This window comes from Massilia sp. WG5 (assembly GCF_001412595.2).
Classification (GTDB): domain Bacteria; phylum Pseudomonadota; class Gammaproteobacteria; order Burkholderiales; family Burkholderiaceae_D; genus Telluria.
On the sequence record NZ_CP012640.2, the window covers coordinates 538,899 to 565,175 of the forward strand.

At 67.3% G+C, this 26,277-nt stretch carries 21 protein-coding genes; 6 read left to right on the plus strand and 15 right to left on the minus strand.

Annotated elements, in window-relative coordinates:
* Positions 1 to 52: 52 nt before the first annotated feature.
* A complete protein-coding gene (locus AM586_RS02440; protein ID WP_060566892.1) occupies positions 53 to 2,872 on the minus strand; it encodes an EAL domain-containing protein in 2,820 nt (939 codons plus the stop codon).
* Positions 2,873 to 2,906: 34 nt separating this feature from the next.
* Positions 2,907 to 4,232, minus strand: coding sequence for a chloride channel protein (locus AM586_RS02445; protein ID WP_047825200.1), 1,326 nt, complete (start codon positions 4,230 to 4,232; stop codon positions 2,907 to 2,909).
* Between the two features lie 62 nt (positions 4,233 to 4,294).
* On the opposite strand from AM586_RS02445, the gene AM586_RS02450 reads away from it, so the two are divergent.
* The gene (locus AM586_RS02450) at positions 4,295 to 4,801 is read left to right on the plus strand and encodes a MarR family winged helix-turn-helix transcriptional regulator (protein ID WP_082439606.1); all 507 of its coding nucleotides are present in this window, start codon (positions 4,295 to 4,297) and stop codon (positions 4,799 to 4,801) included.
* Between the two features lie 202 nt (positions 4,802 to 5,003).
* Here AM586_RS02450 and AM586_RS02455 read toward each other — a convergent pair whose 3' ends face one another.
* Entirely contained in the window at positions 5,004 to 6,428 is a 1,425-nt protein-coding gene (locus AM586_RS02455) for a metallophosphoesterase (RefSeq protein ID WP_047825202.1), read from the minus strand.
* 188 nt (positions 6,429 to 6,616) lie between these two features.
* On the opposite strand from AM586_RS02455, the gene AM586_RS02460 reads away from it, so the two are divergent.
* Positions 6,617 to 9,049, plus strand: coding sequence for a TonB-dependent siderophore receptor (locus AM586_RS02460; RefSeq protein ID WP_047825203.1), 2,433 nt, complete (start codon positions 6,617 to 6,619; stop codon positions 9,047 to 9,049).
* Between the two features lie 47 nt (positions 9,050 to 9,096).
* On the opposite strand, the gene AM586_RS02465 is transcribed toward AM586_RS02460, so the two are convergent.
* The 7 genes from AM586_RS02465 to cyoA are packed head-to-tail and all read right to left on the minus strand — an operon-like array spanning position 9,097 to position 15,886.
* Positions 9,097 to 9,660 carry a response regulator transcription factor gene (locus AM586_RS02465; protein WP_047825204.1) on the minus strand — a complete coding sequence of 188 codons (564 nt, stop codon included), beginning with the start codon at positions 9,658 to 9,660 and terminating at the stop codon, positions 9,097 to 9,099.
* Between the two features lie 13 nt (positions 9,661 to 9,673).
* Complete coding sequence (locus tag AM586_RS02470) at positions 9,674 to 10,981, minus strand: ATP-binding protein (protein ID WP_047825205.1); 1,308 nt, start codon at positions 10,979 to 10,981, stop codon at positions 9,674 to 9,676.
* Positions 10,965 to 11,801 carry an SURF1 family protein gene (locus AM586_RS02475; RefSeq protein WP_047825206.1) on the minus strand — a complete coding sequence of 279 codons (837 nt, stop codon included), beginning with the start codon at positions 11,799 to 11,801 and terminating at the stop codon, positions 10,965 to 10,967. Before AM586_RS02475 ends, AM586_RS02470 begins: the two co-directional genes overlap by 17 nt.
* Positions 11,802 to 12,233 carry a cytochrome o ubiquinol oxidase subunit IV gene (gene cyoD / locus AM586_RS02480; protein ID WP_047825207.1) on the minus strand — a complete coding sequence of 144 codons (432 nt, stop codon included), beginning with the start codon at positions 12,231 to 12,233 and terminating at the stop codon, positions 11,802 to 11,804.
* A complete protein-coding gene (gene cyoC, locus AM586_RS02485) occupies positions 12,230 to 12,865 on the minus strand; it encodes a cytochrome o ubiquinol oxidase subunit III (protein ID WP_047825208.1) in 636 nt (211 codons plus the stop codon). Before cyoC ends, cyoD begins: the two co-directional genes overlap by 4 nt.
* A complete protein-coding gene (gene cyoB, locus AM586_RS02490) occupies positions 12,858 to 14,861 on the minus strand; it encodes a cytochrome o ubiquinol oxidase subunit I (RefSeq protein WP_047825209.1) in 2,004 nt (667 codons plus the stop codon). The genes cyoC and cyoB overlap by 8 nt, the downstream gene beginning before the upstream one ends.
* Positions 14,862 to 14,863: 2 nt before the next feature.
* Positions 14,864 to 15,886: a ubiquinol oxidase subunit II gene (cyoA, locus tag AM586_RS02495; RefSeq protein ID WP_047825210.1), complete on the minus strand. Its 1,023-nt coding sequence runs from the start codon at positions 15,884 to 15,886 to the stop codon at positions 14,864 to 14,866.
* Positions 15,887 to 16,046: 160 nt separating this feature from the next.
* Here cyoA and AM586_RS02500 point away from each other — a divergent pair, with 160 nt between their 5' ends.
* Both AM586_RS02500 and AM586_RS02505 read left to right on the plus strand, forming a co-directional pair.
* A complete protein-coding gene (locus tag AM586_RS02500; RefSeq protein ID WP_082439607.1) occupies positions 16,047 to 17,393 on the plus strand; it encodes an MFS transporter in 1,347 nt (448 codons plus the stop codon).
* A 120-nt stretch (positions 17,394 to 17,513) separates the two neighbouring features.
* Positions 17,514 to 19,109 (plus strand): EAL domain-containing protein, encoded by a 1,596-nt coding sequence (locus AM586_RS02505; RefSeq protein WP_162600513.1) that lies wholly within the window; start codon positions 17,514 to 17,516, stop codon positions 19,107 to 19,109.
* Here AM586_RS02505 and AM586_RS02510 read toward each other — a convergent pair.
* A complete protein-coding gene (locus AM586_RS02510; protein ID WP_047825212.1) occupies positions 19,106 to 20,008 on the minus strand; it encodes a ZIP family metal transporter in 903 nt (300 codons plus the stop codon). The two genes, AM586_RS02505 and AM586_RS02510, sit on opposite strands and share 4 nt — an antisense overlap.
* An 87-nt stretch (positions 20,009 to 20,095) precedes the next feature.
* The gene (locus AM586_RS02515) at positions 20,096 to 21,010 is read right to left on the minus strand and encodes a manganese catalase family protein (protein ID WP_047825213.1); all 915 of its coding nucleotides are present in this window, start codon (positions 21,008 to 21,010) and stop codon (positions 20,096 to 20,098) included.
* Positions 21,011 to 21,318: 308 nt separating this feature from the next.
* Here AM586_RS02515 and AM586_RS02520 point away from each other — a divergent pair, with 308 nt between their 5' ends.
* Positions 21,319 to 21,828: an arsinothricin resistance N-acetyltransferase ArsN1 family B gene (locus AM586_RS02520; RefSeq protein ID WP_047825214.1), complete on the plus strand. Its 510-nt coding sequence runs from the start codon at positions 21,319 to 21,321 to the stop codon at positions 21,826 to 21,828.
* A gap of 169 nt (positions 21,829 to 21,997) precedes the next feature.
* Complete coding sequence (locus AM586_RS02525; protein ID WP_109370412.1) at positions 21,998 to 22,576, plus strand: hemerythrin domain-containing protein; 579 nt, start codon at positions 21,998 to 22,000, stop codon at positions 22,574 to 22,576.
* Positions 22,577 to 22,699: 123 nt separating this feature from the next.
* On the opposite strand, the gene AM586_RS02530 is transcribed toward AM586_RS02525, so the two are convergent.
* The 3 genes from AM586_RS02530 to AM586_RS02540 form a co-directional block, all read right to left on the minus strand.
* Entirely contained in the window at positions 22,700 to 25,081 is a 2,382-nt protein-coding gene (locus AM586_RS02530) for a bifunctional diguanylate cyclase/phosphodiesterase (RefSeq protein WP_052233966.1), read from the minus strand.
* A 75-nt stretch (positions 25,082 to 25,156) separates the two neighbouring features.
* The gene (locus tag AM586_RS02535) at positions 25,157 to 25,897 is read right to left on the minus strand and encodes an LrgB family protein (RefSeq protein ID WP_047825216.1); all 741 of its coding nucleotides are present in this window, start codon (positions 25,895 to 25,897) and stop codon (positions 25,157 to 25,159) included.
* Positions 25,890 to 26,258, minus strand: coding sequence for a CidA/LrgA family protein (locus AM586_RS02540; protein WP_047825217.1), 369 nt, complete (start codon positions 26,256 to 26,258; stop codon positions 25,890 to 25,892). The genes AM586_RS02535 and AM586_RS02540 overlap by 8 nt, the downstream gene beginning before the upstream one ends.
* Positions 26,259 to 26,277: the final 19 nt, after the last annotated feature.

Here is a 26,277-nt window from a genome sequence, read left to right on the forward strand (position 1 = left end):
GTATAGCCGAGGGCGCGGCAACACTCGGTACGCCACCGCGCATTACGAATGCTTACGCGGTCGCATCCTGGGGCTCGACGCGGCGTCCGGCGCGCAGCATCGCCTCGACGTCCGCCCCGGAAGCGGCGCGTGCATACACATGCCCCTGCACTTCGTCGCAGCCGCGCTGCTTCAGGTAGTCGAGCTGGGCCTCGGTCTCGACGCCTTCGGCGATCACCCGCATGCGCAGCCCGCGCGCCAGTTCGATGATGCCCGCCACCATCGCCGCATCGTCCTCGCAGCTGGCGATGTCGCGCACGAAGGAGCGGTCGATCTTCAGCACGTCGACCGGGAAACGGCGCAGGTAGGACAGGCTCGAATAGCCGGTGCCGAAGTCGTCGATCGAGAGTTTTACCCCCATGCGCTTGAGCTCGCCCATGGTCCGGATCGCACCCTCGACGTCTTCCATCACCAGGCTTTCCGTCAGCTCGATCTCGAGGCAGGTGGGCGCCAGGCCGGTGTCCTCCAGCACGCTGGCGATCTCGCGCACCAGGCCGGGCTCGGCGAACTGGCGCGCCGACAGGTTGACCGCCATCCGCAGCGGCCCATAGCCGGCGTGCTGCCAGGCGCAGTTCTGGCGGCAGGCGGTGCGCAGCACCCAGGCGCCGATCGGCACGATCAGGCCGGTCTCCTCGGCCAGGTTGATGAAGCGGTCCGGGCGCACCATGCCCATGCTGGGGTGGCGCCAGCGGATCAGCGCCTCCAGCCCGACCACCGAACCGCTTTCCAGGTCGACCTGCGGCTGGTAGTAGAGCTCGAACTCGCCGTGCTGCAGGGCGCTGCGCAGGGCGCCCTCCAGCGCCATCCGCTCGCGGGCCCGGGCATTCATCGCCGGGGTATAGAACTGCACCGTGTTGCGGCCGAGGTCCTTGGCGCGGTACATCGCCACCTCGGCGTGCTGGATCAGGGCGGCGGCGTCGGCGCCGTCCGAAGGCCAGCCCGCGAGCCCGGCGCTGCCGGTCATCACCAGCTCCTGGCCACGCAGGGGCAGCGGCTCGGCCAGGGCCAGCAGCACCCCCTGCACGGTGGCCTCGGCCTCGCTCTCGGCGGCGCGCCCGGGCAGCACCAGCACGAATTCGTCGCCGCCGGTGCGCGCCACCGTGTCGGCGCGCCCGACGGCCCGCTGCATCCGCGCCGCCGCCGCCTTCAGCATCTCGTCGCCGGCGCTATGCCCGAGGGTGTCGTTGACGTACTTGAAGTGGTCGAGGTCGAGCGCCGCCACCCAGACCATCGCAGTGCTGCCGGCCAGTGCGATCGCGGCCTCGATGCGGTCCTGCAGCAGCACGCGGTTGGCCAGCCCGGTCAGGGTATCGTAGCGCGCCCGCACTTCCAGCTCGGCCTCGTAGCGCTTGGCCATGGTGACGTCGTACTGGGTGATCACGTAATGTCCGGCCTCGCCGTTCTCGTCGAGCACGGGGGCGATGTAGACCTCGGCGTACAGTTCGCGTCCGTCCTTGCAGCGCAGGCGCATGCTGGCGTGGCCGTCGCGCCGGTCGCGGATCGACTGGCGCAGCTCGGCGATCGCGGCTTGGTCCGGCTCCTGCTCGGCCAGCTCGCTCAGGTGCTCGCCGACCACCTCGGCGGCGCTGAAGCCGCGCATGCGCTCGAAGGCCGGGTTGACGTATTCGATCGGGAAGCCCGGCTTGCGCGCATCGACCAGGATCACCGCGTTGGCGCTGGCGTCGATCGCGCGCAGGTAGAGCCGCATCTGGCCGAGCGCCCGCTCGAGGTCGGCGGTGCGGCGCTCGACCAGGGCTTCGATGCGCCCCGCACGCTGGAAGCGGCCGCGCACCCAGGCCGCCAGGACTGCGCTCAGCAGGCAACCCATGGCCAGCACCGCCAGCGGCGCGGCGCCGCCCACCATGTCGGTCGACAGGCCGGACAGGCGCAATACCCATTGCTGGCCCGCCAGCTCGAACGGATACTTGGCTGTAAAGACTTCCTCGCCCAGCCAGCCATGCCAGGCCGGCATCGCGCGCCGGTCCAGGCGGTCCCAGCGAAAGACGGTATGCAGGCCGTCCGCACCCATCCCGGCGAGCTCGATCGCCACGCCGGCGCGCTCGAGCAGATTGGCCGCGGCCAGATTGAGGCCCACCTGTCGGCGCACGTCGACCGCCACCGAGGTTGCGCCAATCACGCTCGCGCGCCGCACTTCGGTGGTGGACGGTATCGCCGCGCCGCGGTAGACCGGCATCATCAGGACCATGCCCAGGTGCCCCCGCTCTCCGTGCTTGCTCAGCAGCGGCATCAGCGCGCTGGCCGCCGCCCGGCCTCTGTCGACAGCGTGCTCGAAGACGCGCGCCTGCGGGGCGAACGACAGCGCGTCGTAGCCGAACACGTCCTGGTAAATGGCGCGCGGCTCGATGTACTCGGCCACCAGGTAGCGCCTCCGCGCGCCGGCCGTGACCAGGCCGGCGGCGCCGCGCTCGAGGATGCGGAAGCCCGGATGCAAGCGTTCCTGCTCGGCTTCATAGGCCGGGCGCCGGCCCGCCTCCACCAGGCGATGGAACACGATATCCTCGAGATAGGGATGGCTGCGCATCAGGGGACGCACGAAGGCGCCGAACTGCTCCGGCCCGACCGTGCCGACCGCCTCGAACAACGCGTTGCTGGACTGCAGCACCACCAGGGCATCCCGGAAACTGCCCACGACCGCGGCGTAATGGGTTTCGGCGCGCTGCAGGAACTCCGCATGCGCGTGCTCGCGTTCCGCCCGGTGGAGGCCGCCGGCGAGCGCAATGGCGATCGCAACGCCGCCCGACAGAGTCAGGACGGCGGCGATGTCGGGTGGCCGCGGACGGATGCGGCCCAGGCGCGCGATCCAGTTTGGCATCCCCCATGGTAGCAGGATGCGCCCCCGCGCGCGCTTATTCGTCGGTACGCTTGGGCAGGCGTTCGAGCTGGAAGCCGGCCAGGGTCGGGTACAGGGGTGGGCTGATCGCGCGCGCCACCAGGTAGGCCACCAGCGCGCAGGCCATCAGGCTGAGCACCATGGCGTGGCCGTCGACCATCTCCATCACGATGATGAAGGAGGTCAGCGGGGCCTGGGTCGCGGCCGACAGGAAGCCGACCATGCCGAGCGCGATCAGGGCCGGCGCCTGCACCCCGTACAGCAGCAGCGCGATGTCGTTGCCGATCGCGGCGCCGATCGCCAGCGAGGGCGCGAAGATTCCGGCCGGTACGCCGGACCAGGTGGTCAGCCAGGTGGCCAGGAACTTGAACAGCGCATACATCGGCGGCATCGCCGCGGCGCCTTCGATCATGACCTTGGTCGAGCCGTAGCCGGAACCGAAGGGCGCGCCGTTCGTGAGGACCCCGATCACCGCCACCGCCAGGCCGCAGGCGCCGGCGAACAGCACCGGCTTGCGCGCGCGGAAACGGCTGAACGGGTCCAGCGACTGGCCCGACAGCGAGGCGATCAGCAAGCGCGAGAACACGCCGCCGGCGAGGCCCGCCAGCACCGCCAGCATCAGGCCCGGCAGCAACAGTTCGAGGCCGGGCGCCGGCGCATGGATCACGCCGAAGTAGGCGCCGTTGCCGTGCGCCGACACCGCCACCAGGCCGGCCAGTACGATCGCCGCGATGATCAGGCCGCTGCTGCGCCGCTCGGGGGAGCGCGCCAGTTCCTCGATCGCGAACATCACCCCGCCCAGCGGCGTGTTGAAGGCGGCCGCGATACCGGCCGCGCCGCCCGCCACCAGCAGGCCATGGACCCCGACCGGCGCGCCGGCGGGCATGAAGCGGCGCACCTGCAGCATGATGCCGGCGGCGATCTGCACCGACGGCCCTTCGCGGCCCAGCGACAGGCCGCCCAGCAGGCCGGCGGAGGTCAGCAGGATCTTGGCGACGCTCAGGCGCAGCGAGACGAACAGGCCGCGCTCGCCCTCGCCGACTTCCTTTTCCAGCGTGGCCATCACCTGCGGAATGCCGGAGCCGGCGGCGCCCGGCGCGAAGCGCCGCGTGCACCAGACCACCGCCGCCGCGCAGGCCGGCGCGCACAGCAGCGGCGCCCACCAGATATGCGTGCGCAACAGGGTGAAGTAGCCGCTGGCGGTTTCCGCCAGCCAGGTGAAGCCGACCACCGTCAGGCCCGCGATCACCGCCGCGGCCACCACCAGCGCGCGCGCCAGCCACAAACGCCAATCGGCCAGCTCCTGGCTGACCGCTTGCTTGAGTGTGCGTGGTTCTCTCATCTGGCAACACCCCCGCATCGCCGCACTGGGCTAGTTCGCGTGTTATCCGTTATCATCCGCATATGTCCTCTTCTTCACTTCCGCCCCAGCCCGCCGACATGGCGCCGGCCGCCGCCCCCGCGAACCGCGTACTGCGCCAGTTCCGCGTGGTTTTCAATTCCGTCAAGAGCCACTTCCGCCAGGTCGAGCGCGAAGCCGGCGTCGGCGGCGCCCAGTTGTGGGCACTGTCCGTGATCGAACGCCGGCCCGGCATCGGCGTGACCGAGCTGTCGCGCGAGCTTGATATCCACCAGTCTACCGCCAGCAACCTGATCAAGAGTCTTACGGAGCGCGGCCTGGTCACGGCGGCGCGCGAAGGCATGGACCGGCGCAGCGTGGCCTTGCGCATTGCCGCGCCGGGCGAAGCGGTGTTGCGCAGCGCCCCGCTGCCTTTCGCCGGCGTCCTGCCGGATGCCCTGTCGAGTCTCGACCCCGCCACCCTGGAGCGCCTGGAGCAGGACCTCGCCAAGCTGATCGCCGTGCTGGAAGCCGACGAAACCAGCGCGGGCGTGATGCTGTCGCAAATGTAAATTTCGAAAAGCCAAGAAAAAAAGCTCCCGGACGGACCGGGAGCCGAATAGATACAAAGTATCCTCATCGCTGATCACGAAGACGGACTAAATCAGCTCCAGCCGCCCCGCTCACAAGATAAATTGTAACAGAGGTTGTGTATTGAAGGCAACCACATTTGGTCAAATATATTTGGCTGAGTCGCTTTTTTTACCGCTCTTTTCATTTTTCCGCGGCGCGCGGCACCTGCGGCAGTGCGCAGCGCGAATGCCGTCCTTCCACCGTGCAAGTATTCCGCTCACGGCCGTCGCGGTCGTGGACCACCACGTCCCAGCGGTCCGCGCCGCGCCTTTCCATCGTCATGAAGCCAAAGCCGTCGATCCATGAACTCATGGCCTCGACCATGGCGCCGGGCGCCGGCGAGGTGCCGGGCGCGACCTTCGCCGGCAGCGGTACGATGTCTTCCGCCGTGCCCGCGAAGCCGCTGACGAACTGCGTCGGATGATCCGAGGAGAAACTGACCTGCTCCCACAGGTGCACGTGGCCGGACAGCAGCATGTCGACGTTCGGGGGCAGCAGGCGCGGATCGATCGCACCGAAGGCCTGGACCAGGCCGGCGTCGCCGCCGAACAGCGAGATGGCGCCGGTCTTCCTGTCCTGCAGGGCGCCGAAGCCGTACAGCGGGTGGTGGTCGACGGCGATGGTGTGGCGTGCGCGGCCGGCCAGGGCCGCGATCCTGCGGTAGGTATCGCCGTATTTTTCCAGGCGCACATCGCCGGGCTTGAAGCCCTTGTAGCTGGTGTTGGCGCTGTCGAACACCAGCAGCTGCGCGTCGCCCCCGAGCGGCACGGCATAGGGATCGGTGTAGTCGGCCTGCCCGTCGCGCGCCGGATCGTCGCAGCCGCCGCCGGCCGGCAGCGGGCGCGGATCGAGGTAGCGCCACCAGCCCTGCCCGCCCCGCGCGCAGTTTTCGTGGTTGCCGCGCGCCACCACCCAGGGCGCCGCGCCCAGCAGCGTCCGCGCCGGCGCAAAGAAATCGGCATTCCAGGCGTCCCAGCCGTAACCGAAGGGGCTGCCGGCGCAGCCGGGGTGGTCGGCCGGGCAGGCGTCTTCGCGGTAGTGGTAGTCGCCCACGTGGATGACCAGGTCGGGCTTCCAGGCCGCCGCGCTGGCGGCGACGCGGGCGAAGGGGAAGGCCTCGGGGTCGTTACAGTCCTGGAATTCATGGCCCTTCAGGCGGCAGCCGGTATCGCCGATCACGACGATGCGCTTCGGCTCGGCCACCGGCAGCGGCAGCGCGCGGCCGGCCAGCAGCACGCTCCTGGTCCCGGCCGGCAATACTGCCTCGCAGCTCTGCACCTTCGATGACGGCGGCGCAGGCTGCCCTTTGGCGCCCGGCGCTTGCGGACGCAGGGGAATCGCCGACAGCGGCGAGCGCACCGCCATCGCCGTGGCGTGGCCGTCGATCTCGATCGCCGGGCAGCCTGGCGCGGTGGTGATGGCGCGCGCAATCGCGGCGCCGTCGTCGCCGAGGACGACGAAGGCGGCCTGCAGCGGCTCGTGCACGGCGGACCGCGGCGGCATGCTGGCGCAGCCGGCGAGCGCCGCCGAGGCCAGGAGGGTCAAGGAAAAACGCGTCGAAAACATGGGCCCTCCCGGAGAAAAGTGTGGAATTTACCACATCTCAGCACGCGCATTCCCGAGAAGCAAACTAACGCTTATCCATTCTGGGTATAAGCATAATCCTAATCGTTATTGGTCAGGCAATTGCCCGACTGCTATCCTCGCACCCCTTCGCGGCCAGGGAGCCGCGCCAAACACAGAGAATCAAGAACATGAGCGTCAAATTCAACCGTCCCAATCCGTCCCGCGCCCTGCTCGCGCTGGGCCTGATCGCTTCCGCCCTGCCTGCCGCCCAGGCACAGGAGAATGCCGGCGCCCAGCCGGCCGCCAACCCCGAGATGCAGGCCGTGGTCGTCACCGGCACCCGTTCGCTGAACCGCCGCACGCTCGAGACCGAATCGCCGGTCGACGTCATCTCCAGCAAGGAGCTGCTGGGCACCGGCTCGAGCGAACTCGCGACTGTGCTGTCGCGCCTGCTGCCCTCGATGAACTTCCCGCGCCCGGTCGGCGCCGACGCCAGCGACGCCGTGCGTCCGGCGCAGCTGCGCGGCCTGTCGCCCGACCAGACCCTGGTGCTGGTGAACGGCAAGCGCCGCCATGCCTCGGCGGTGGTCAACGTCAACGGCAGCCTGGGCCGCGGCTCGGCCCCGGTCGACCTGAACGCGATTCCGCTGGCCGCGATCGACCACATCGAAGTGCTGCGCGACGGCGCCGCCGCCCAGTACGGCTCGGATGCGATCGCCGGCGTGGTCAACATCATCCTCAAGAAGGGCGCCGACGGCGGCGAGCTCGAGGCCCAGTACGGCGAATACGACAAGGGCGACGGCGAACAGACCACCGTGCGCGGCTCGACCGGCTTCAGGCTCGGCGACAAGGGCTGGGTGCGCGTGGCCGTCGAAGCCGCCAACCGCAACCCGACCAACCGCGCCTTCGCCGACCCGCGTCCGGAAGCGGGCCCGCGCCAGGGCACCGTCACCCAGCGCTACGGCGATCCGGACAGCCGTCCGCGCAGCCTGTTCGTCAACAGCCAGGTCAGCCTCAACGACAACATCGACTGGTACGCCTTCGCCAACTACGGCGAGCGCAAGACCTCGTCCGCCGCCACCTGGCGCACCGCCTTCACCACGCCCTTCGATCCGAAGAATCCGCACCAGCGCTCGGCGCTGTATCCGGAAGGCTTCCTGCCGCTGGAAGACAGCAAGTCGACGGACAGCGCCGTGGTCACCGGCCTGCGCGGCGAGCTGGCCGGCTGGCGCTGGGACGCGAGCCTGAATTACGGCCGCAACCGTTTCAGCCTGGACGTCGACAACAGCACCAACCTGAGCGCCGGCTTCCCCGCCCCGGGCCAGACCAGCTTCTACGCCGGCAAGCTGAGCTCCACCCAGGAACTGGCCAACCTGGACGTGGCGCGCGACATCCCGGTGTCCTGGATGAGCGGCCCGCTGACCGTGGCGCTGGGCGCCGAGGCGCGTTACGAGTCCTACGAGATCGGCGCCGGCGAGCCGAACTCCTGGTTCGGCGGCGGCGCCCAGGGCTTCTCCGGCTTTCGTCCCGAAAACGCAGGCAAGAACAGCCGCAACAACCAGTCGCTGTACCTGAACCTGGAAGGCGACATCACGAAGCAGCTGTCCGGCTCCCTGGCCGTGCGCCACGAGCGCTACAGCGACTTCGGCAACACCACCTCGGGCAAGGCTTCGGCGCGCTTTGCCGTCACCCCGCAATTCGCGCTGCGCGGCACCGTCTCGAACGGCTTCCGCGCACCGTCGCTGGCCCAGGAAAGCTACACGATCACCACGACCAACTTCCTGGTCATCAACGGCCAGAATACGCCGATCGAAACCGGCACCTTCGCGGTCGCCAGCGATGCCGCCCGCGCCCTCGGCGCACAGCCGCTGAAACCCGAGCGCGCCCGCAACCTGAGCTTCGGCGCCCAATGGCAGCCGATCCGCAACTGGACCACCACCCTCGACCTGTACCGCATCGACATCGACGACCGCATCATCTTCTCGTCGAACCTGCAGCTGTCCGGCGCCAGTGCGGCCGCCCTCAACACGGCGCTGCAGCAGCAGGGCATCTACGTCGGCGCGGCGCGCTACTTCACCAACGCCGTCGACACCCGCACCAAGGGCGTCGACCTGGTCAGCACCTACCGCATGAACCTCGCGCAGGGCGCGCGCGCCGACTTCACGCTGGCCTACAACCACAACGACAATGAAGTGCGCCACGTGGCCGCCACCCCGGCGCTGCTGGCCGGCGCCAAGCTCGTGCTGGCCGACCGCCAGACCGTCAACCGCCTGACCGTCGGCTCGCCGAAGGACAAGCTGACCCTGGCCGGCGACTACACCCGCGGCACCTGGAGCGGGCACGCGAACGTGACGCGTTACGGAAAATTCACCGTCCCGCAGAACAACGTCGCGCTGGACCAGACCTACGATCCGCAATGGGTGCTGGACGTCTCCACTTCCGTGCGCGTGGCCGGCAACTGGCGCGTGACCCTCGGCATCGACAACCTGACCAACCGCTACCCGGCCCAGGTGACGTCCGCCGGCAACCTGAACGTCAACGGCACCCAGCCTTACAGCATCTGGGCGCCGAACGGCTTCAATGGGCGCTTCTTCTACGGCAAGGTCGGCTACACCTGGTAAGGGCACCCGTGGGGGCGCCAGCCGGCGCCTTCACTTCGCCAGGCCCGCTACTTGACCCGCTGCTTCTCCAGTTTCCGCGCCAGCGTGCGACGGTGCATGCCCAACCGCCGCGCCGCTTCGGAGATGTTGAAGTCGGTCTCGGCCAGCACCGCGTGGATGTGCTCCCACTCGAGGGTCTTGATCGAGCTCGATCGGTTGGTCAGTTCGATTTCCGTATTTCCGGCGACGTGGCCGAAGGCGGCCTCGATGTCGTCGGTGTTCGAGGGCTTGGCCAGGTACTGGCAGGCGCCCAGCTTGATCGCCTCGACCGCGGTGCCGATGCTGGCGAAGCCGGTCAGCACCACGATCTGCATGTCCGGGTCGTGCGCATGCAGCATCTGCACGCAGGCCAGGCCCGAGCTGTTGCCCTTCAGCTTGAGGTCGACCACCGCGTAGCCGGGGTCGTGCTCCTTCAGCAGTTCCTGGGCTTCGTCCAGGCCGGGCGCCAGCAGCACCCGGTAGCCGCGCCTTTCGAAGGAGCGGCCGAGGGTGCGCGCGAAGGCGTCGTCGTCTTCGATGATCAGGAGCAGCGGTTCGCCCAGCTCGTCATTCAGTACTTCATTCTCGGACATCGTGTGTTTTCCGTCATTCCTTGTCCAGCGCAATCGCCTGCAGCGGCAGGGTCAGGCGCACCTCGGCCCCACCCTGCGGCCGGTTCGCCGCCGATACCGTGCCGCCCAGGGTGCGCGCCACATTCACCACCAGGAACAGGCCCAGGCCGCCGCCCGGACGGCCCTTGCTGGAATTGTAGGGCTTGCCGAACTGCGCCAGCATGGCCGGCGCGAAGCCGGGGCCGCGGTCCGTCACCGACAGCAGCAGCGTGCCGTCCTCGACGCTCGCTTCCAGCCCGACCCAGTCGGGCGAGGCTTCCAGTGCATTATCCAGCACATTGTCGATCATCTGCTTGAGGGCGGAGTCGAAGGCCACCGGCATGTCCTCGCCGATCCGGTTCCGGTAGACGAATTCGCGTACCGGACGGCTCGCCTGCCATTCCTCGACCAGTTCGTCGAGGAAGCTGCGGATCGTGGTGCGCACCGCGGATTCGCCGCGGGCCTCGCCGGCCGACAGCAGGATGCCGCTGACGATGGACTTGCAGCGCTTGAGCTGGGCCTGCATCTCCGTGATCTCTTCGATCAGGTCGGGATTCTGCTTGAATTCGCGCATCCGCTTCCAGTCGCCCAGGATCACCGACAGGGTCGCCAGCGGCGTGCCCAGCTCGTGGGCGGCGCCCGAAGCCAGCAGGCCCATGCGCACGATGTGCTCTTCCTCGGCGGCGCGCTGGCGCAGGTCGGCCAGCTGGGCCGCCTTGCCGCGCAGCGTGGTCGAGATGCGCGAGATGAACACCACCAGCAGCGCGGCGTTAAGCGCGAAGCAGATCAGCATGCCCTGCACGTACAGGCTGGAAATGCCGCGCGCGTGGTCGAAGGGCAGCGGCAGCGGTTTCGCGAAGATCGACAGCCCGGCCAGGCACACCAGCGTGATGCCGACGATGGTCCAGGTCGACCAGGCCTCCAGCAGCACCGCCGACAGGATCACCTGCAGCAGGTAGAGGAAGGCGAAGGGGTTGGTGGTGCCGCCCGACAGGTAGAGCTGCATGGTGAGGCTGGCGACGTCGACCAGCAGCGCCAGGAACAGTTCATTGTTGGTGACCGGACGGTGTTCGTGCCAGCGCAGGTGGCTGGCGACGTTGAAGGCGATCAGGCAGGCCAGCACCTCGAGCATCTGCACCAGCGGCAGGCGGACGTCGAACACCAGGATGGCGCCGGCGATGGTGGTGATCTGGCCGATGACGGCGATCCAGCGCAGCTCGATCAGCTGCAGCATGTTCTTGTGGCCGGCGACGTATTCGACATCGGCGGCGCTGGTCTTCAACACCTCAGTCGTCGTTGTCATCGTTCCCTGCAATGCCGCTGCGCGCGCCGGCGCCGCGCACGGCCCACCACCATGCGCCCGCCACCATCAGGGCGAGCGCGTACCAGGTCACGGCGTAGACCAGGTGGCTGTTGTGGAAGCTGACCACCGTCAGGCCGCCCTGCGGCTTGTCGGGCGAACCGGGCGGGTTCTGGTTGGCGGCGGCGTCGATGAAGAACGGCGCCGTGAGGGAGCCCGGGAGGCCGCGCGCGGCCGCGATGGCGGGAACGTCGCGCGCATACCAGCGGTTCGCGGCCGGATCGTTGGTGCGCAGGAAGAAGCCCCTGGGCTCGCTGATCCGCAGCAGGCCGACCAGCTGCACCGTGCCGCCCGAGTTCGCGGCGCAGGGATAGCCCCTGGACCTGCGCGGCGTGTAGCGCGTGCGCGCGCCCGGATCGGCGGGAATGAAGCCGCGGTTGACCAGGATGACGTGGCCGTCGGTCGTGCACAGGGGCGTCAGCAGCCAATAGCCGCTGCCCTGTTCGGTGAGGGCCTGGACCGGGGTCGTGTATTCGTAGAGATAGGTGCCGGCGACTTGCACCCGGCGGTATTCGTCGGATTCGGCGGTGATGCCGGCCCAGTGCGCCATCGAGGGAGGCGCCACCGGGGCGGCGTGCACGCGTGCATCCACGCGTGCGATCAGGTCCAGTTTCCATTGCAGGCGAATCACCTGCCAGGTGCCCAGACCTGCGAAGAGCACGATCAGCAGCAGCGCCAGGGCCGCCACGACGAGGCGGGAACCTCGACCTTGCACGGCTTCGGTGCCGGCGCCCTGCCCTGCTGCTTGATCGTTTACTGCCATTTACTGCATATCGTGCATGCCATGCACGGACGAACCATCGTTGCTCATGTTCGGCATCATGTTGATGTTCATGTGGTACATGACCCAGATCGAACCGGTCAGGACGATGAACAGCAGGATGACCGTCAGCAGCATCGCCATCATGTTCCAGCCGCCCTCGGACTTCGAGTTCATGTGCAGGAAGTAGATCATGTGCACGACCACCTGGACGGCCGCGAAGCCGAGGATCACGAACTTGGTGGTGCCCGGCGCCAGCTGGTGGGTCATCACCAGCCAGAACGGGATCGCCGTCAGGATCACCGACAGGATGAAGCCGATCGTGTAATCCTTGAAGCTGCCGTGCGCTTCCATGTGGTCGCCGTGGTCGACGCCGTGGCCGTGGCCGTGCCCATGGTCGTGGCCGTGAGCGTGTGCGGTGTGGTGATCGCTCATGGCAGAACTCCCATCAGATAGACATAGGTGAACACGCCGATCCAGACGACGTCCAGGAAGTGCCAGAACATCGACAGGCAGGCGAGGCGGCGGTAGTTGGCGGCATTGATGCCGTGCTTACCGAGCTGGAACATCAGCGTGACCAGCCACACGATACCGAAGGTGACGTGCAGGCCGTGGGTGCCGACCAGCGAGAAGAACGCGGTCAGGAAGCCCGAACGCCACGGGCCGAAGCCTTCGTGGATCAGGTGCGTGAACTCGTCCAGTTCCAGGTACAGGAAGCAGGCGCCCAGCACGCCGGTGATCGCCAGCCAGACCAGGGTCGACCTGGTGTTCTTCTTCTGCGCCGCCAGCATGGCGAAGCCATAGGTGATCGACGAGAACAGCAGGAAGGCCGTGTTCAGCGCGACCGTCGGCAGATCGAAGATCTCGGCGCCCGACGGGCCGCCCGCGTAGTTGCGGCCCAGGACAGCGTAGGTCGCGAACAGGCAGGCGAAGATGAGGCAGTCGCTCATCAGGTAGATCCAGAAACCCAGCAGCGTGCCGTTTTCCGGGTGGTGCTCGACCGCGTAGTAGCGCGAGCTGATGTCGGCGCCGGTGGCGCTGACGGTGTTGGCGTTAATGTCAGACATGGGCTTCCAGCAGTCGGGTATGGGCTTCTTCCGTACGCGCCACTTCTTCCGCAGGGATGTAGTAGTCGCGCTTGTAGTTGAACGTGTGGTAGATGGTCACGGCGATCGTTGCGACGAACGCGGCGGCCACCAGCAGCCACATGTGCCAGATGATGCCGAAACCGAGCACGAAGGTGATCATCGGGATCACCGGACCTGCCCAGGTGTTCGCCGGCATGTGGATCGGCACGAAACCGCTCAGCGGGCGCTTGTAGCCGGCCTTCTTCATGTCGGCCCAGGTGTCGTTGTCGAACACGACCGGGGTGAACGCGAAGTTGTAGTCAGGCGGCGGCGACGAGGTAGCCCACTCCAGGGTGCGGCCATCCCACGGGTCGCCGGTCACATCGACCAGCTTCTTGCGGTCGCGGATCGAGACGAACACCTGCATCAGCAGGCAGCCGATACCGGCGGCGATCATCAGGGTGCCCAGCAGCGACACCTGGAACAGCCAGTGGATCGACGGATCGTCGAAGTGGCTCAGGCGGCGGGTGACGCCCATGAAGCCCAGGATGTACGGCGGGGTGAAGGCGACCCAGAAGCCGATCGACCACAGCCAGAAGGAGCGCACGCCCCAGGTACGGTCCAGCTTGAAGCCGAACATCTTCGGCCACCAGTAGTTCACGCCCGCGAACAGGCCGAACAGCACGCCGCCGATGATCACGTTGTGGAAGTGGGCGATCAGGAACAGCGAGTTGTGCAGCACGAAGTCGGCCGGCGGGACCGCCAGCATCACGCCGGTCATGCCGCCGATGATGAAGGTGATCATGAAGGACACGGTCCACATCATCGGCAGTTCATAGCGGATGCGGCCCTTGTACATGGTGAACAGCCAGTTGAAGATCTTGGCGCCGGTCGGGATCGAGATGATCATCGTGGTGATGCCGAAGAACGAGTTCACGCTCGCGCCCGAACCCATCGTGAAGAAGTGGTGCAGCCACACGAGGTAGGACAGGACCATGATCACGACGGTGGCGTACACCATCGACGAGTAGCCGAACAGGCGCTTGCTGCAGAAGGTCGCGACGACTTCCGAATAGATGCCGAAGGCCGGCAGGATCAGGATGTACACCTCCGGGTGGCCCCAGATCCAGATCAGGTTCACGTACATCATGGCGTTGCCGCCCAGTTCGTTCGTGAAGAAGTGGGTGTCGAACAGGCGGTCCAGGCCCAGCATCGCCAGGGTGGCGGTCAGGATCGGGAAGGCCATCACGATCAGGATGTTGGTGCACAGTGCGGTCCAGGTGAAGACCGGCATCTTCATCAGGTCCATGCCCGGGGCGCGCATCTTGATGATGGTGACCACCAGGTTGATACCCGACAGCAGCGTGCCGACACCGGCAATCTGCAACGACCAGATGTAGTAGTCCACCCCGACGTCAGGGCTGGCCAGGATGCCGGACAGCGGCGGGAAGGCCAGCCAGCCGGTGCGGGCGAATTCGCCGACGAACAGCGACGCCATCACCAGCAGCGCGCCCATGGTGGTCATCCAGAACGAGAAGTTGTTCAGGAACGGGAAGGCGACGTCGCGCGCGCCGATCTGCAGCGGCACCACGTAGTTCATCAGGCCCGTCACCAGCGGCATCGCCACGAAGAAGATCATGATCACGCCGTGGGCGGTGAAGACCTGGTCGTAGTGGTGCGGCGGCAGGAAGCCGTGCGAATCGCCGAACGAGAACGCCTGCTGGGCGCGCATCATCAGGGCGTCGGCAAAGCCGCGCAGGAACATGATCAGACCGAGGATCATGTACATGATGCCGATCTTCTTGTGGTCGATGCTGGTGAACCACTGGGTCCACAGGTAGCCCCACAGCTTGAATTTGGTGATGGCGCCGAGGACGACCAGGCCGCCCAGGATCACCATGGCAAAGGTACCGATCAGGATCGGCTCGTGGTAGGGAATCGCTTCCCAGCTGAGCCGACCGAAGATCAACTTCATTAAGTCTAGTTGCTCGTGCATGATTACTTCTTCTTCACAGTTTCATCGGGCGTGGTGCAGACTTCGCCGTTGGCCTGGGCCAGGCGGGTCGCTGCCGCGTGTTGGGGCATCTTGTTCATCGCCATTTCGCGCGCCTTGCGGGCGTCTTCCATCATCATCTTGTCCTGGCAGACGACACCTTCGGTGACGCAGCGGTTCAGGATGCGATAGTAGAGGTCGTCATCGACGGCGGCCCAGCGGCGTACCGGATCCTTGATGCTCGGCTTTTCCAGGACCAGGTAGTTGGCCTTGTCCAGCTTGCCGCCATTGCCGGCCTTGACCGAAGCGACCCAGGCGTCGAAATCGCCCTGCGGCACGCCGCGGTAGGCGAACTTCATGTCCGAATAGCCGGCGCCGCTGTAGTTCGACGAGATGCCGAAGGACTGCACCGGACGGTTCTGGACCGCGTTCAGGGTGATCTCCATGCCCGGCATGCCGTACACCATGCCCGCCAGTTCCGGCACGTAAAACGCATTCATGACCGAGGTCGCGCTGACCTTGAAGCGCAGCGGCTGGTCGACCGGGACCACCAGTTCATTCACGGTGGCGATGCCCTGCTCCGGATAGATGAACAGCCATTTCCAGTCCATCGCGACGGCCTGCACCACCAGCGGCTTGGCCGTGGCGGCGATCGGACGGTTTTCGTCGATGCGGTCGAGCGGGCGGTAGGGGTCGAGCTTGTGCGTGTAGATCCAGGTCACCAGACCCAGCACGATCACGATCAGCAGCGGAGCGCCCCAGATCACGAGTTCGAGCTTGGTGGAGTGGTCCCAGTCCGGCTCGTAGGGAGCGTCCGTGTTGCTGGCGCGGTACTTACGAGCGAACAGGATGATGAGGAACATCACCGGAACGATAATCAACAGCATCAGGACCACCGAAACGATGATCAGATGCGCCTGCTGCTTGGCTATGTCTCCGGAAGGATTCATGACCACCGTGTTACAGCCGGCAAGGGCCGCCAACAGGGGGGTGAGAAGCAATCCGCGACTTACGGTCTTGGGAATCATGCTTGTGTTTTACGTTACATGGGAATGAGAACATGCTAATGTAACGCCAACGGTGCACGTTTGGCGATTGGACGTTTTGTCCCACCCTTCCGCGCTTTGTTGTTGACGTTTCATCCCGAAGGGTTTTTGCCCGGTTGTCAAGAGACTACAGGAGACGAATATGCAGCAGAACACCACCACCTACGGCGACGCAGCCGCAGCACCCATCACCGCCCCCCACAGCGGCGCCCGTAACATCAACTCCCGCGATACCGCCATTGCACCCGGCGACATCGCCGTCGGCGTGGTCATCGGCCGCGCCTCGGAGTACTTCGACTTCTTCGTCTACGCGATCGCATCGGCGCTGGTGTTCCCGGCAGTCTTCTTCCCGTTCGCGGACCGGCTGGAAGGCACCCTGTACTCGTTTGCCATCTTCGCCCTTGCCTATATTGCACGCCCGGTCGGCACCCTGATCTTCATGTCGATCCAGCGCCACTTCAGCCGCGAGATCAAGCTGACCATCGCCCTGTTCCTGCTCGGGTCCGCCACTGTCGCCATTTCCGCCCTGCCCACCTATTCACGCTGGGGCGAGTGGGCCATCATCTCGCTCGCCATCCTGCGCCTGGGCCAGGGTTTCGCGCTGGGCGGGACCTGGGACGGCCTGCCTTCGCTGCTGGCGCTGAACGCCCCTGAACACAAACGCGGATGGTACGCGATGTTGGGACAACTTGGCGCACCGGTCGGATTCATCATCGCCGCCGGGGTATTTTCCTACCTGATGACCGAGCTGTCGCAGGACGATTTCCTGGTCTGGGGCTGGCGCTATCCCTTCTATGTGGCCTTCGCGATCAACGTGGTCGCGCTGTTCGCCCGCCTGCGCCTGGTCTCGACCCCGGACTACACCCACCTGCTGGACGAACACCAGCTCGACCCGGTGCCGGCGCGCGAGGTGGTAGGCAAGCAGGGCAGCACCATCGTGCTGGGCGCGCTCGCCGCCCTGGCCAGCTATGCCCTGTTCCACCTGGTGACCGTGTTCCCGCTGTCCTGGCTCCAGCTCTACGACACCCGCTCGATGGCCGACGTCCTGCAGATGCAGATGTGGGGCGGCGGCGTGGCGATCGTCGGCGTGCTGGTCTCCGGCCTGGTCGCCGACAAGTTCGGGCGCCGCAACACCCTGGGCACCCTGGCCGCGCTGATCGCCCTGTTCGCGGGCTTCGTGCCGACCCTGATGGACGGCGGCGTCGCCGGCCAGAACGCCTTCATCCTGATCGGCTTCCTGCTGCTCGGCATGTCCTACGGCCAGGCCGCCGGCGCGGTGACCTCGAACTTCCTGGCCGAGTACCGCTACACCGGCGCGGCCCTGACCTCCGACCTGGCCTGGCTGGTCGGCGCGGCCTTCGCCCCGCTGGTCGCACTGGGCCTGGCCGCCAACTACGGCCTCGGTTTCGTCAGCCTCTACCTGTTGTCGGGCTCGGTCGGCTCGCTGGCGGCGCTGAGCCTGAACCGCGCGCTGGAGATTCGCAACTGAGGCTACATTCATAGATAGCAGAGCTTGGGCCCCGGTCGATACCGGGGCTTTTTTTTTGCGCGCTGCGCCTTTGCCCGCTTCGCTATAATGGGCTGCTTCGGCGTGCCGAACGGCGGTCCCATGCGCAGACGCTTCACTTACGGGCTCACTCTCATGCTGGCGCTGGCGGCGCTTTGCCTGCCTCCCTGGCTCGCCTTGCGCGAGGCGCAGCGCCAGGCCTTCGATGCCGACGCCGCCCTGACGCTCAGCTATGCGCGCGACGTGCTGCACCGCAGCGACGAAACCGCCCGCCAGGCGCGCGCCGGGGTGATCGCGCTGACCCGTTCCGGGCTGCCGCCCTGCTCCGCCGGCGCTCGCGCCCTGATGCGCGAGATCGACCTGACCTCGACCTACCTGCAGGCGATCGGCTACGTGCAGAACGGCGCGCTGACCTGCTCCTCGATGACGGGGCAAGCGGTGCCGCTCGGCGCCCTCAGCTTCCGCACCGCGGACGGCCTCAGCTACTATCTCGACGTGCCGGTCCGCACCACCTACGGCCATCCCCTGCTGGCGATCGAACAGGACGGCTACGCGGTGCTGATCCACCGTGACCTGCCGCTCGACATCTGGACCAGCGTGCGCGGCGTCTCGCTCGCCATCGTGCGCCTGGAGCAGGGCCGCGCCGTGGTCCAGCGCGGCCAGGTCGATCCGGCCTGGCTCGGCCGCCTCGGCAAGCAGGCGACGGTCACCTTCGCGGACGACGGCTACCTGGTCACGATGGCGCGCTCGCAGAACTTCCGGACCGCCACCGTCGCCGCCATCCCGCTCGCCCACCTTGCGGCGCGCAGCCGCGAGATCATGGAGCGCCTGGTGCCGGCCGGCGTGTTCGCCGGGCTGACCGCCGCGGCCGCGGTGCTGCTGCTGGCGCGCCAGCAGATGTCGCTGGTGACGGCCCTGCGCACCGGGCTGCGGCGCGACCAGTTCTTCCTCGAGTACCAGCCGCTGATCGAACTGCGCAGCGGCGGCTGCGTGGGCGTCGAGGCGCTGCTGCGGTGGCGCGACGGCGCCGGCGAGCTGGTGCCGCCGGAAGTCTTCGTCCCGGTCGCCGAGCAGGCCGGCATGATCGGCAAGCTCACCGAACGCGTGCTCGACCTCGTGTGCAGGGACGCCGGCCACTTCCTGGCCAGCCATCCCGGCTTCCACGTCGCGCTCAACCTGTCGCCGGCCGACCTGCAGTCGACCGCCATCGTCGGCCAGCTGGACCGGCTGATGGCGCGCACCGGCGCCCTGCCCTCGAATCTCATCGTCGAGATCACCGAACGCGGCTTCCTGCACAAGGATTCGGCGCGCGAAGTGATCGCCGCCCTGCACGCGCGCGGCATCGAGGTGGCCATCGACGATTTCGGCACCGGCTATTCGAGCCTGTCCTACCTGGAATCGCTGGACCTGGACTTCCTGAAGATCGACCGCAGCTTCATCGAGTCGATCGGCACCGGCGCGCCGACCAGCCAGGTCGTCAGCCACATCATCGGCATGGCCCAGACCCTGGAACTGCGCATGATCGCCGAAGGCGTCGAGAACCACGAACAGGCGGCTTTCCTGCGCGTGCGCGGCGTGGATTTCGCCCAGGGCTGGCTGTTCGGCCGGCCGGGCAGCTTCGAGCATGCGGCGAACCTGCACCGGGCGACCCTGGAAATGCGGATGCGGTGCCTGAGCCTGCCCTCGCCGGAAAGCTAGCCGAGCGCCGTGTCCAGCACCGTCATCAGGACGAAGCCGAAGATGAGGGAAACGCTGGCCCAGGTCCCGTTTCCATGCTGGTGCGACTCCGGCACCACCTCGTTGGCGATCACGAACAGCATCGCGCCCGCCGCGGCAGCCAGCGCGAAGGGCAGCAGGCCGGCCGCGACGCCGATCAGGGCCACGCCCAGCGCCGCCGCCACCGGCTCGATCAGGCCGGAAGCCACGCCCAGCGCGGTGGACAGGCCGCGCCCGTAGCCGACGGTGCGCAGCGCCAGCGCCACCACCAGGCCTTCGGGCACGTCCTGGATCGCGATCCCGGTGGCGAGGGAATGCGCCTTGCCCGGGTCGACCCCACCATAGGCGACACCGATCGCCAGGCCTTCCGGCAGGTTGTGCAGGGCCACGGCCCAGACGAACAGCCAGGCCCGCCTGATCGAAGCTGAACCGGGGGAGCGGCCATCACGCGGGTCGGCCGGCTGCAGGATGCCGTCGGTGCTGATCAGGCGGTCGAGCGCCAGCAGCAGGCCGGTTCCCAGCATGACGCCGCCGCCCACGCCCAGGCTGGCGCCCCAGTTGCCGGCGCCGCCGGCCCGGGCGGCGGCGAGCGCCGGGATAACCAGGGAAAAGGCGGTGGCGCCGAGCATCACGCCGGCGCCGAAGCCGAGGAAGCAGTCGTAGGTGCGCTTCGAAAACTTCTGCGACAGGAGCACGGGCAGGGTGCCGAGCGCGGTCGCCGCCGCGGCCGTTCCGCCGCCGACCAGCGCGGCGCCCAGCTTGGGCGTGGCCTCGATCAGCTGCCGCAACAGGTTCGAGAACAGCAGCACGGCGCCGACGCCGCAGATCAGGAAACCGAGCGCCTTCCGCGGCCGCAGGGCGCGCGCGACTTGGGTATGCATGGATGTCCTCGATGCCGGCAGGCGCCGCACAGCATCCGGCTGGTCGGCGCCCGTATTGAATCAGCTGGCGCTGGCGCTTGCTGGCACTTACTTGCCCTTGCCCTGCACCGTCTTGCCGTCGGCCATGGTCTGATTACCCATGCCCAGCTCGGCGCCGGTTGGCGGATCGATGGACGGATCCGACCTGGTGCGCTCGGCCATCGCCTTCAGGATGTCGATGTCCTTGGCCGGCAGCTTGACCTCGGCCTCGCCGCTGCCGCCGTCGACCGCCGCCTGCTTTTCGCGGTCGGTGACGAAATCCCAGTTCTCGCCCTGGTTCCAGGCGCCGCGCATCTCGCCCGGACCTTGCGACATATTGAAGTAGGTGTCGGCAAAGCGCGGGTCGCCCGGCAGTTTCCCCGGCGGGAAGTTCGGATTCATCGAATACAGCGCCTTCTCGAAGGATTTCTGGTGCGCGATCTCGCGCGTCATCAGGAAGCCCAGCGCCTCCTTCACGCCCGGGTCGTCGGTGAGCGCGATCAGGCGTTCATAGACGATCTTGGCGCGCGCCTCGGCCGCGATGTTCGAGCGCAGGTCGGCGCTCGGCTCGCCGATCGTGTCGATGTAGGCCGCGGTCCAGGGCACGCCGGCGGAGTTGATCAGCGGCGTGCCGGCGCCATACAGGACCTGGGTCACGTGGCTGTCGTTGCCGGCGCCGTTGATCTTGCGGTACATCTCGGCGGCGCTGTCCGCCGCTTCGGCGAGCTGGCCCTTGGCGCCCTTGTTCAGCATCGCCACGATGTGGCCGATGATCTCGAGGTGGCTGAGCTCTTCGGTGGCGATGTCGAACAGCATGTCCTTGCGGCCCGCATCGTCTTCGCTCACGGCCTGGGTGAAGTAGCGCATGGCCGCCGCCAGTTCGCCCTGCGGACCGCCGAACTGTTCGAGCATGAGATTGGCCAGGCCCGGATTCGGTCCGCTGACGCGCACCGTGTACTGCAGACGCTTGTTGTGTGCAAACATTCCGTTTCCTCCGTAAGTGTGCTTATCTGCCCCGGAACGCGTTCTACCCTGCCGGCGCAGTCCGGCAGCCGCCTGTTGTGCGACTGCCCATGACTTATGATCGCAGGCTGGCGATGACCAGTAATCAGCGTCGCCGCCGTGTCTGTGTAGGACGCAGAGCGACAACCTGTTGATGTAAACCAATAGCAATGTAATAATTCAATTTACTCGAATAATAGTGTGAGCCTATCGCCTCGATAGGGTTTTACCGGGGTGCTGTCTGGCGCCTCTTCGTTGACTTGACACGTTTTTACAGGCTTACCTATCCGATGAAACCCGAACACAGCCTGCGCGACGCCACCCCGCTCGACGCCGCCGCCGTCGCAGCGATCTATAACCTCTATGTCGCGACCACGCCGATCTCGATGGAGTCCGATCCGGTCTCCGCGGACGAGATGGCGCGCCGCATCGCCGACGTCCAGCAGGCCGCCCTGCCCTGGCTGGTGCTGGTCGAGGATGGACGGGTACGCGGCTACGCCTACGCGAGCAAGTGGCGGGCGCGCCCCGGCTATCGGCATGCGGTCGAGTCCAGCGTGTATGTCGAAGACGGCCAGCGGGGCCGCGGGTTCGGCGCGATCTTGTACCGCGCCCTGCTGGCGCGGCTGGAGGACCGCTTCCATACCGTGATCGGCGGCATTGCCCTGCCGAACGCGGCCAGTATCGCCCTGCACGAAAAGCTGGGTTTCCGCCAGGTCGCCTGCTTCCACGAGGTCGGCCACAAGTTCGGCGAATGGGTCGACGTCGGCTATTGGCAGCTGAGCTTGGCACAGCGCGGCTAGCGAAGACGCGCGCCGCCCGGGCCGGCCTCCCGAGTGCCGGCCTGGACGGGCCGGACTGTGGGAACTACGCTGACAAATGCATGCGCCGCGCTCCTACGCGGCCGCCATGGCGCGCACTCTAACATGCATGCATCCGCGACAATTTGAACAGCCAACCGAGGAGAAGATGATGTTTTCTCTGAAAAAACTCAGTCCGTCCATCACCGACATGATCCGTTTCGATCATTCGCACGTGATGGTAACTTTCCATCAGTACACGAAGGACAAGCGCCCCAGCGTCAAGAAAGCCCTGGCCGAAACCATTTGCGACGCTCTCGAGATCCACGCCACGCTGGAAGAAGAGATTTTCTATCCTGTGATGCGCCCGCGCGCCGCCGACCAGAAAGTCATGGAAAAAAGCGAACCCGAGCACATGGAAATGCGCCGCCTCATCCAGGAGCTGCGTGCCACCGATCCCCGCGACAGCCGCCACGACGAGCTGATGTTCGAGCTGATGCGCGACGTCCAGCACCACGTTGCCGACGAGGAAACCGTGCTGCTGCCGGAAGCCGAACAGACCCTGAGCAAGGACCGCCTGTCCGAGCTCGGCACCGAAATGACCAAGCGCCGCCTGCAGCTGGTGACGCCGAAGGCCGGCAAGATCGCCAGGAACACCGCAGTCGGTTTCTCCGGCAGCACCGCCGCCGTCGTGATGGGCGTGGCCGGCGCGCTGTTCGCGGCCCGCGCCTTCACCAAGAAACCGGCCTGAGCGGGCCGGCGCACCGCGTTTTTCCGCAGCGGCCAGGCCGTTTGCGCTCCCCCGGCACGCGGCTCCCCGGCCCGTGCCACCGCCCGCCGCCATGCGAGACCGGCGGCGGGCACCTTCGGAACCCTACCCGTCCAGCCGCACACCGCGGCTCAACAGGTCTTCCAGTCCCCGCTGCGGCAGCGCCGCGCTGAAATAATAGCCCTGCATCTGGTCGCAGTCGTGGTCGCGCAGGAAGACCAGCTGTTCGCGCGTCTCGACGCCTTCCGCGATCACCTTCAGCTTCAGGCTGTGGCCGAGGGCGATGATGGCGCGCGTGATCACGCCGTGGCCATTGAAGCAGTCGCCGAGGAAGGAGCGGTCGATCTTGATGTGGTCGACCGGGAAGGCCTGCAGCTGGCTGAGGCTCGAGTAGCCGGTGCCGAAATCGTCGATCGACAGGCGCACGCCGAGCAGCTTCAGGCGCGCCATCACTTCCTTCGCTTCTTCGGGGCGGTCCATCAGCAGGCTTTCGGTCACCTCCAGCTCCAGGCAGCCCGGCGCCACCTTGTGCCGGCGCAGGCTCTCGCCCAGGCGGTCGACGAACTGGCGCTGGCGCAGCTGGCGCAGCGACAGGTTGACGGAAATGACGAAATCGAGGATCCCGAGCGCCTGCAGCGACGCCAGGACGCCGCAGGCCTCGTCGATCACCCACTCGCCCAGCGGCACGATCAGGCCGGTCTGCTCGGCCACCGGGATGAAGCTGTCCGGGCCCATCAGGCCGTGTTCGGGGTGGTTCCAGCGCACCAGCGCCTCGGCCCCGACCATCCTGCCGCTGCGCAGGTCGACCTTGGGCTGGTAGACGAGGACCATCTCGCGATTGCCGATCGCGCGGCCGAGGCTGGCCTCGAGCAGCAGGTGCTGGTGCACCAGGCCGTTCAGCTCGTTCGAATAGAACTGGCAGTTGTTCTTGCCGAGGCTCTTGGCGTGGTACATGGCGGCATCGGCGGCCCGCATCACCTTGTCGACCGTGGTGCCGTCGCGCGGGAACAGGGCCACCCCGATGCTGGTGCCGGGCACCACCTCCGTGCCGCCGGTGACCACCGGCGCGCCGACGCTGCGGCGGATCCGCTCCACCAGGTCGGCCACCTGCTCCGGCGAGCCCTGGTCGTTGATCACCAGGACGAACTCGTCGCCGCCGACCCGGGCCACGGTGTCTTCCTCGCGCATGTTGGCGCGCAGGCGCGCGGCGGTTTCGCGCAGCACGATGTCGCCCACGTCGTGGCCGAGGTTGTCGTTGATGTGCTTGAAGTTGTCGAGGTCGAGGAAGGCCAGCGCGCCGATCATGCGGTTGCGCCCCGCGAACTGGATCGCCTGCTTGAGCCTTTCCTGCAGCAGGGTGCGGTTGGCCAGCCCGGTCAGCGGATCGTGGTGGGCCAGGTGGTGCAGGCGCCGTTCATAGTGCCGGGCCTCGGTGATGTCGTTGATGACGGCGACGAAGTGGGTGACCTCGCCGTCGGCATTCCGGACCGGGTCGATGCGCAGGTCGTTCCAGAACAGCTGGCCGTTCTTGCGTGCGTTGCGCAGCACCGCGCGCACGCTTTCGCGGCGCTGCAGGGCTTCGTGGATGCGCTTCTGCTCCTCGACGTCGCAGCCCTCGATGCGCATGAAGCGCGGATCGAGGCCCTTGATTTCCGCCAGCGTGTAGCCGGTGATCCGTTCGAAGGCCGGGTTGACGTACTCGATCCGGTTTTCCGTACCCTCGCAGCAGGTGATGACGATCGCGTTGACGCTGGCGTAGATGGCGCGTTCGCGGACCTTCAGCACGTGCTCGGCCTGCTTGCGCGCCGAGATGTCGAGGCCGGTGCCGAAGATGCAGGGCAGGCTGCCCAGGTTCGTGCGCGCGCAATGGAACAGGAAGCTGGTGCGCTTGCCGTGCTTGCCGATCAGTTCCGCTTCATGGAAGGAGGTGCCCTGCTCGAAGGCGTCCAGGATCTTCTGGACGATGTAGCTGCGTTCCGATTTCTCGAAGAAGTACTTGACCTCGACGGTCGGCAGCTCCTCGCTGGCCATTTCCAGCGCATCCTCGAGCTGGTGGTTCCACAGCAGCAGGCGGCCGCTCTGGTCGATCACATAGAACACGCAGGGCAGCCCCTCGATGATGTCGTTCACCGGCAGGTCCTGGATCAGCGAGTAGCGCGACGGCGCGGTGCCGCCGCGCGGCACGATGATGACGCTGAAGCTGCCTGGCTGTTCGGTGTCGAAGGATTGCGGCGCCACCGTGACCCGCACCGGCAGGCGCCGGCCGTCCGCGCAAATCAGGCTGCCGACGCTTTCGATGTCGACCCGCGCCCGGACCGAGACATCGTCCCCGGCGGCGGCGTCGAATTCGACCAGGTCGAAAAGGGTTCGGCCATGCATCTCGGCGGCGGTATGGCCGGCGAGCTTTTCGCAGGCGCGGTTCCAGCTCATGATCGCGCCGCGAGCATCGACGACGAAGACGGCAAGCGGCAGTGGCGAGAGGTTCAAGAGGTCCTCCTGGTCCAGGCAAGGCTGGGAGAACCATCATACGCCCGCATTGCGGCGCTGGCGCGCGATACGCGGCTATCGCCCCATCCAGCCCAGCATCAGCGGCACCAGCCAGGGCGCGAAGATCGCCGTCAGCACCCCGTTGAGCCCCATCCCGAGGCCGGCGTAGGCGCCCATCTCGGCGCTGACCTGGAAGGCGCGCGCGGTGCCGATGCCGTGCGCGGCGACGCCCAGCGCCAGTCCGCGCGCCGCATGCGACTCGATCCGCAGGGCGTTCAGCAGGAAGCGGCCGCTGATCGCGCCGAACACGCCGGTGCCGATCACCAGCACCGCGGTCAGCGCCGGGATCCCGCCCAGGTGTTCCGAGACCGCCATCGCGATCGGCGAGGTGGCCGACTTCGGCGCGACGGTGCGCGCCAGCTCGGGCGACGCGCCCAGCAGCAGCGCCACCCCGACCGCGCTGACGATCGCCGTCACGCACCCGCACAGCAGCGCGCAGGCCAGCGGCAGCAGGCTGCGGCGCAGGCGCGGCACCTGGCGCGCGAGCGGCAGCGCCAGCGCGACCGTGGCGGGGCCGAGCAGGAAGTGGACGAACTGGGCGCCGGCGAAATAGCGCTCGTAGGACATGCCGCTGGCCACCAGCACCAGGCTGATGATGGCGACCGAGATCGCCACCGGATTCGCCAGCGGCGAGTAGCCGCAGCGCTCGAACAGCCAGCTCGCGAACACGTAGGCGCACAGGGTAATCGTCAGGCCCAGCAGCGGCGATGCCGACAGATAGACCCAGAAATGGCTGATCTCTGCGAAGTTAAACACTGCCGGCCTCCTCGTCCTGCTTCGGCTGGCGCGGCATCAGCGCCTTCAGCACCAGCGCCGTCACCGCCATCGTGGCCAGGGTGCTGACCACCACCGAGGCGACGATCGCCACCCACTGGCCGGCGCCGCTGGAGGCGGCGACCACGATGCCGACACCGGCGGGCACGAACAGCAGGGACAGGTGGCGGAGCAACTGGGTGGCGCCGACCTCCACCACCTCCTGCAGGCGCGGCACGGCCAGCAGGGCGGCCAGCAGCAGGAGCATGCCGGTCACGGGGCCCGGCACGGGCCAGCCGAACAGGAACACCAGGCCTTCGCCCAGGCATTGGAAAACGAGCAGGACAGCGAACGCTTGCAGCAAGACGGCACCTCATCAGAAT

What these genes read in the sequence shown, in the direction of transcription:
- AM586_RS02440 (WP_060566892.1), bottom strand. Translation starts at nt 2,872, where the DNA reads ATGCCAAACTGGATCGCGCGCCTGGGCCGCATCCGTCCGCGGCCACCC.
- AM586_RS02445 (WP_047825200.1), bottom strand. Translation starts at nt 4,232, where the DNA reads ATGAGAGAACCACGCACACTCAAGCAAGCGGTCAGCCAGGAGCTGGCC.
- AM586_RS02450 (WP_082439606.1), top strand. Translation starts at nt 4,295, where the DNA reads ATGTCCTCTTCTTCACTTCCGCCCCAGCCCGCCGACATGGCGCCGGCC.
- AM586_RS02455 (WP_047825202.1), bottom strand. Translation starts at nt 6,428, where the DNA reads ATGTTTTCGACGCGTTTTTCCTTGACCCTCCTGGCCTCGGCGGCGCTC.
- AM586_RS02460 (WP_047825203.1), top strand. Translation starts at nt 6,617, where the DNA reads ATGAGCGTCAAATTCAACCGTCCCAATCCGTCCCGCGCCCTGCTCGCG.
- AM586_RS02465 (WP_047825204.1), bottom strand. Translation starts at nt 9,660, where the DNA reads ATGTCCGAGAATGAAGTACTGAATGACGAGCTGGGCGAACCGCTGCTC.
- AM586_RS02470 (WP_047825205.1), bottom strand. Translation starts at nt 10,981, where the DNA reads ATGACAACGACGACTGAGGTGTTGAAGACCAGCGCCGCCGATGTCGAA.
- AM586_RS02475 (WP_047825206.1), bottom strand. Translation starts at nt 11,801, where the DNA reads ATGGCAGTAAACGATCAAGCAGCAGGGCAGGGCGCCGGCACCGAAGCC.
- cyoD (WP_047825207.1), bottom strand. Translation starts at nt 12,233, where the DNA reads ATGAGCGATCACCACACCGCACACGCTCACGGCCACGACCATGGGCAC.
- cyoC (WP_047825208.1), bottom strand. Translation starts at nt 12,865, where the DNA reads ATGTCTGACATTAACGCCAACACCGTCAGCGCCACCGGCGCCGACATC.
- cyoB (WP_047825209.1), bottom strand. Translation starts at nt 14,861, where the DNA reads ATGCACGAGCAACTAGACTTAATGAAGTTGATCTTCGGTCGGCTCAGC.
- cyoA (WP_047825210.1), bottom strand. Translation starts at nt 15,886, where the DNA reads ATGATTCCCAAGACCGTAAGTCGCGGATTGCTTCTCACCCCCCTGTTG.
- AM586_RS02500 (WP_082439607.1), top strand. Translation starts at nt 16,047, where the DNA reads ATGCAGCAGAACACCACCACCTACGGCGACGCAGCCGCAGCACCCATC.
- AM586_RS02505 (WP_162600513.1), top strand. Translation starts at nt 17,514, where the DNA reads ATGCGCAGACGCTTCACTTACGGGCTCACTCTCATGCTGGCGCTGGCG.
- AM586_RS02510 (WP_047825212.1), bottom strand. Translation starts at nt 20,008, where the DNA reads ATGCATACCCAAGTCGCGCGCGCCCTGCGGCCGCGGAAGGCGCTCGGT.
- AM586_RS02515 (WP_047825213.1), bottom strand. Translation starts at nt 21,010, where the DNA reads ATGTTTGCACACAACAAGCGTCTGCAGTACACGGTGCGCGTCAGCGGA.
- AM586_RS02520 (WP_047825214.1), top strand. Translation starts at nt 21,319, where the DNA reads ATGAAACCCGAACACAGCCTGCGCGACGCCACCCCGCTCGACGCCGCC.
- AM586_RS02525 (WP_109370412.1), top strand. Translation starts at nt 21,998, where the DNA reads ATGTTTTCTCTGAAAAAACTCAGTCCGTCCATCACCGACATGATCCGT.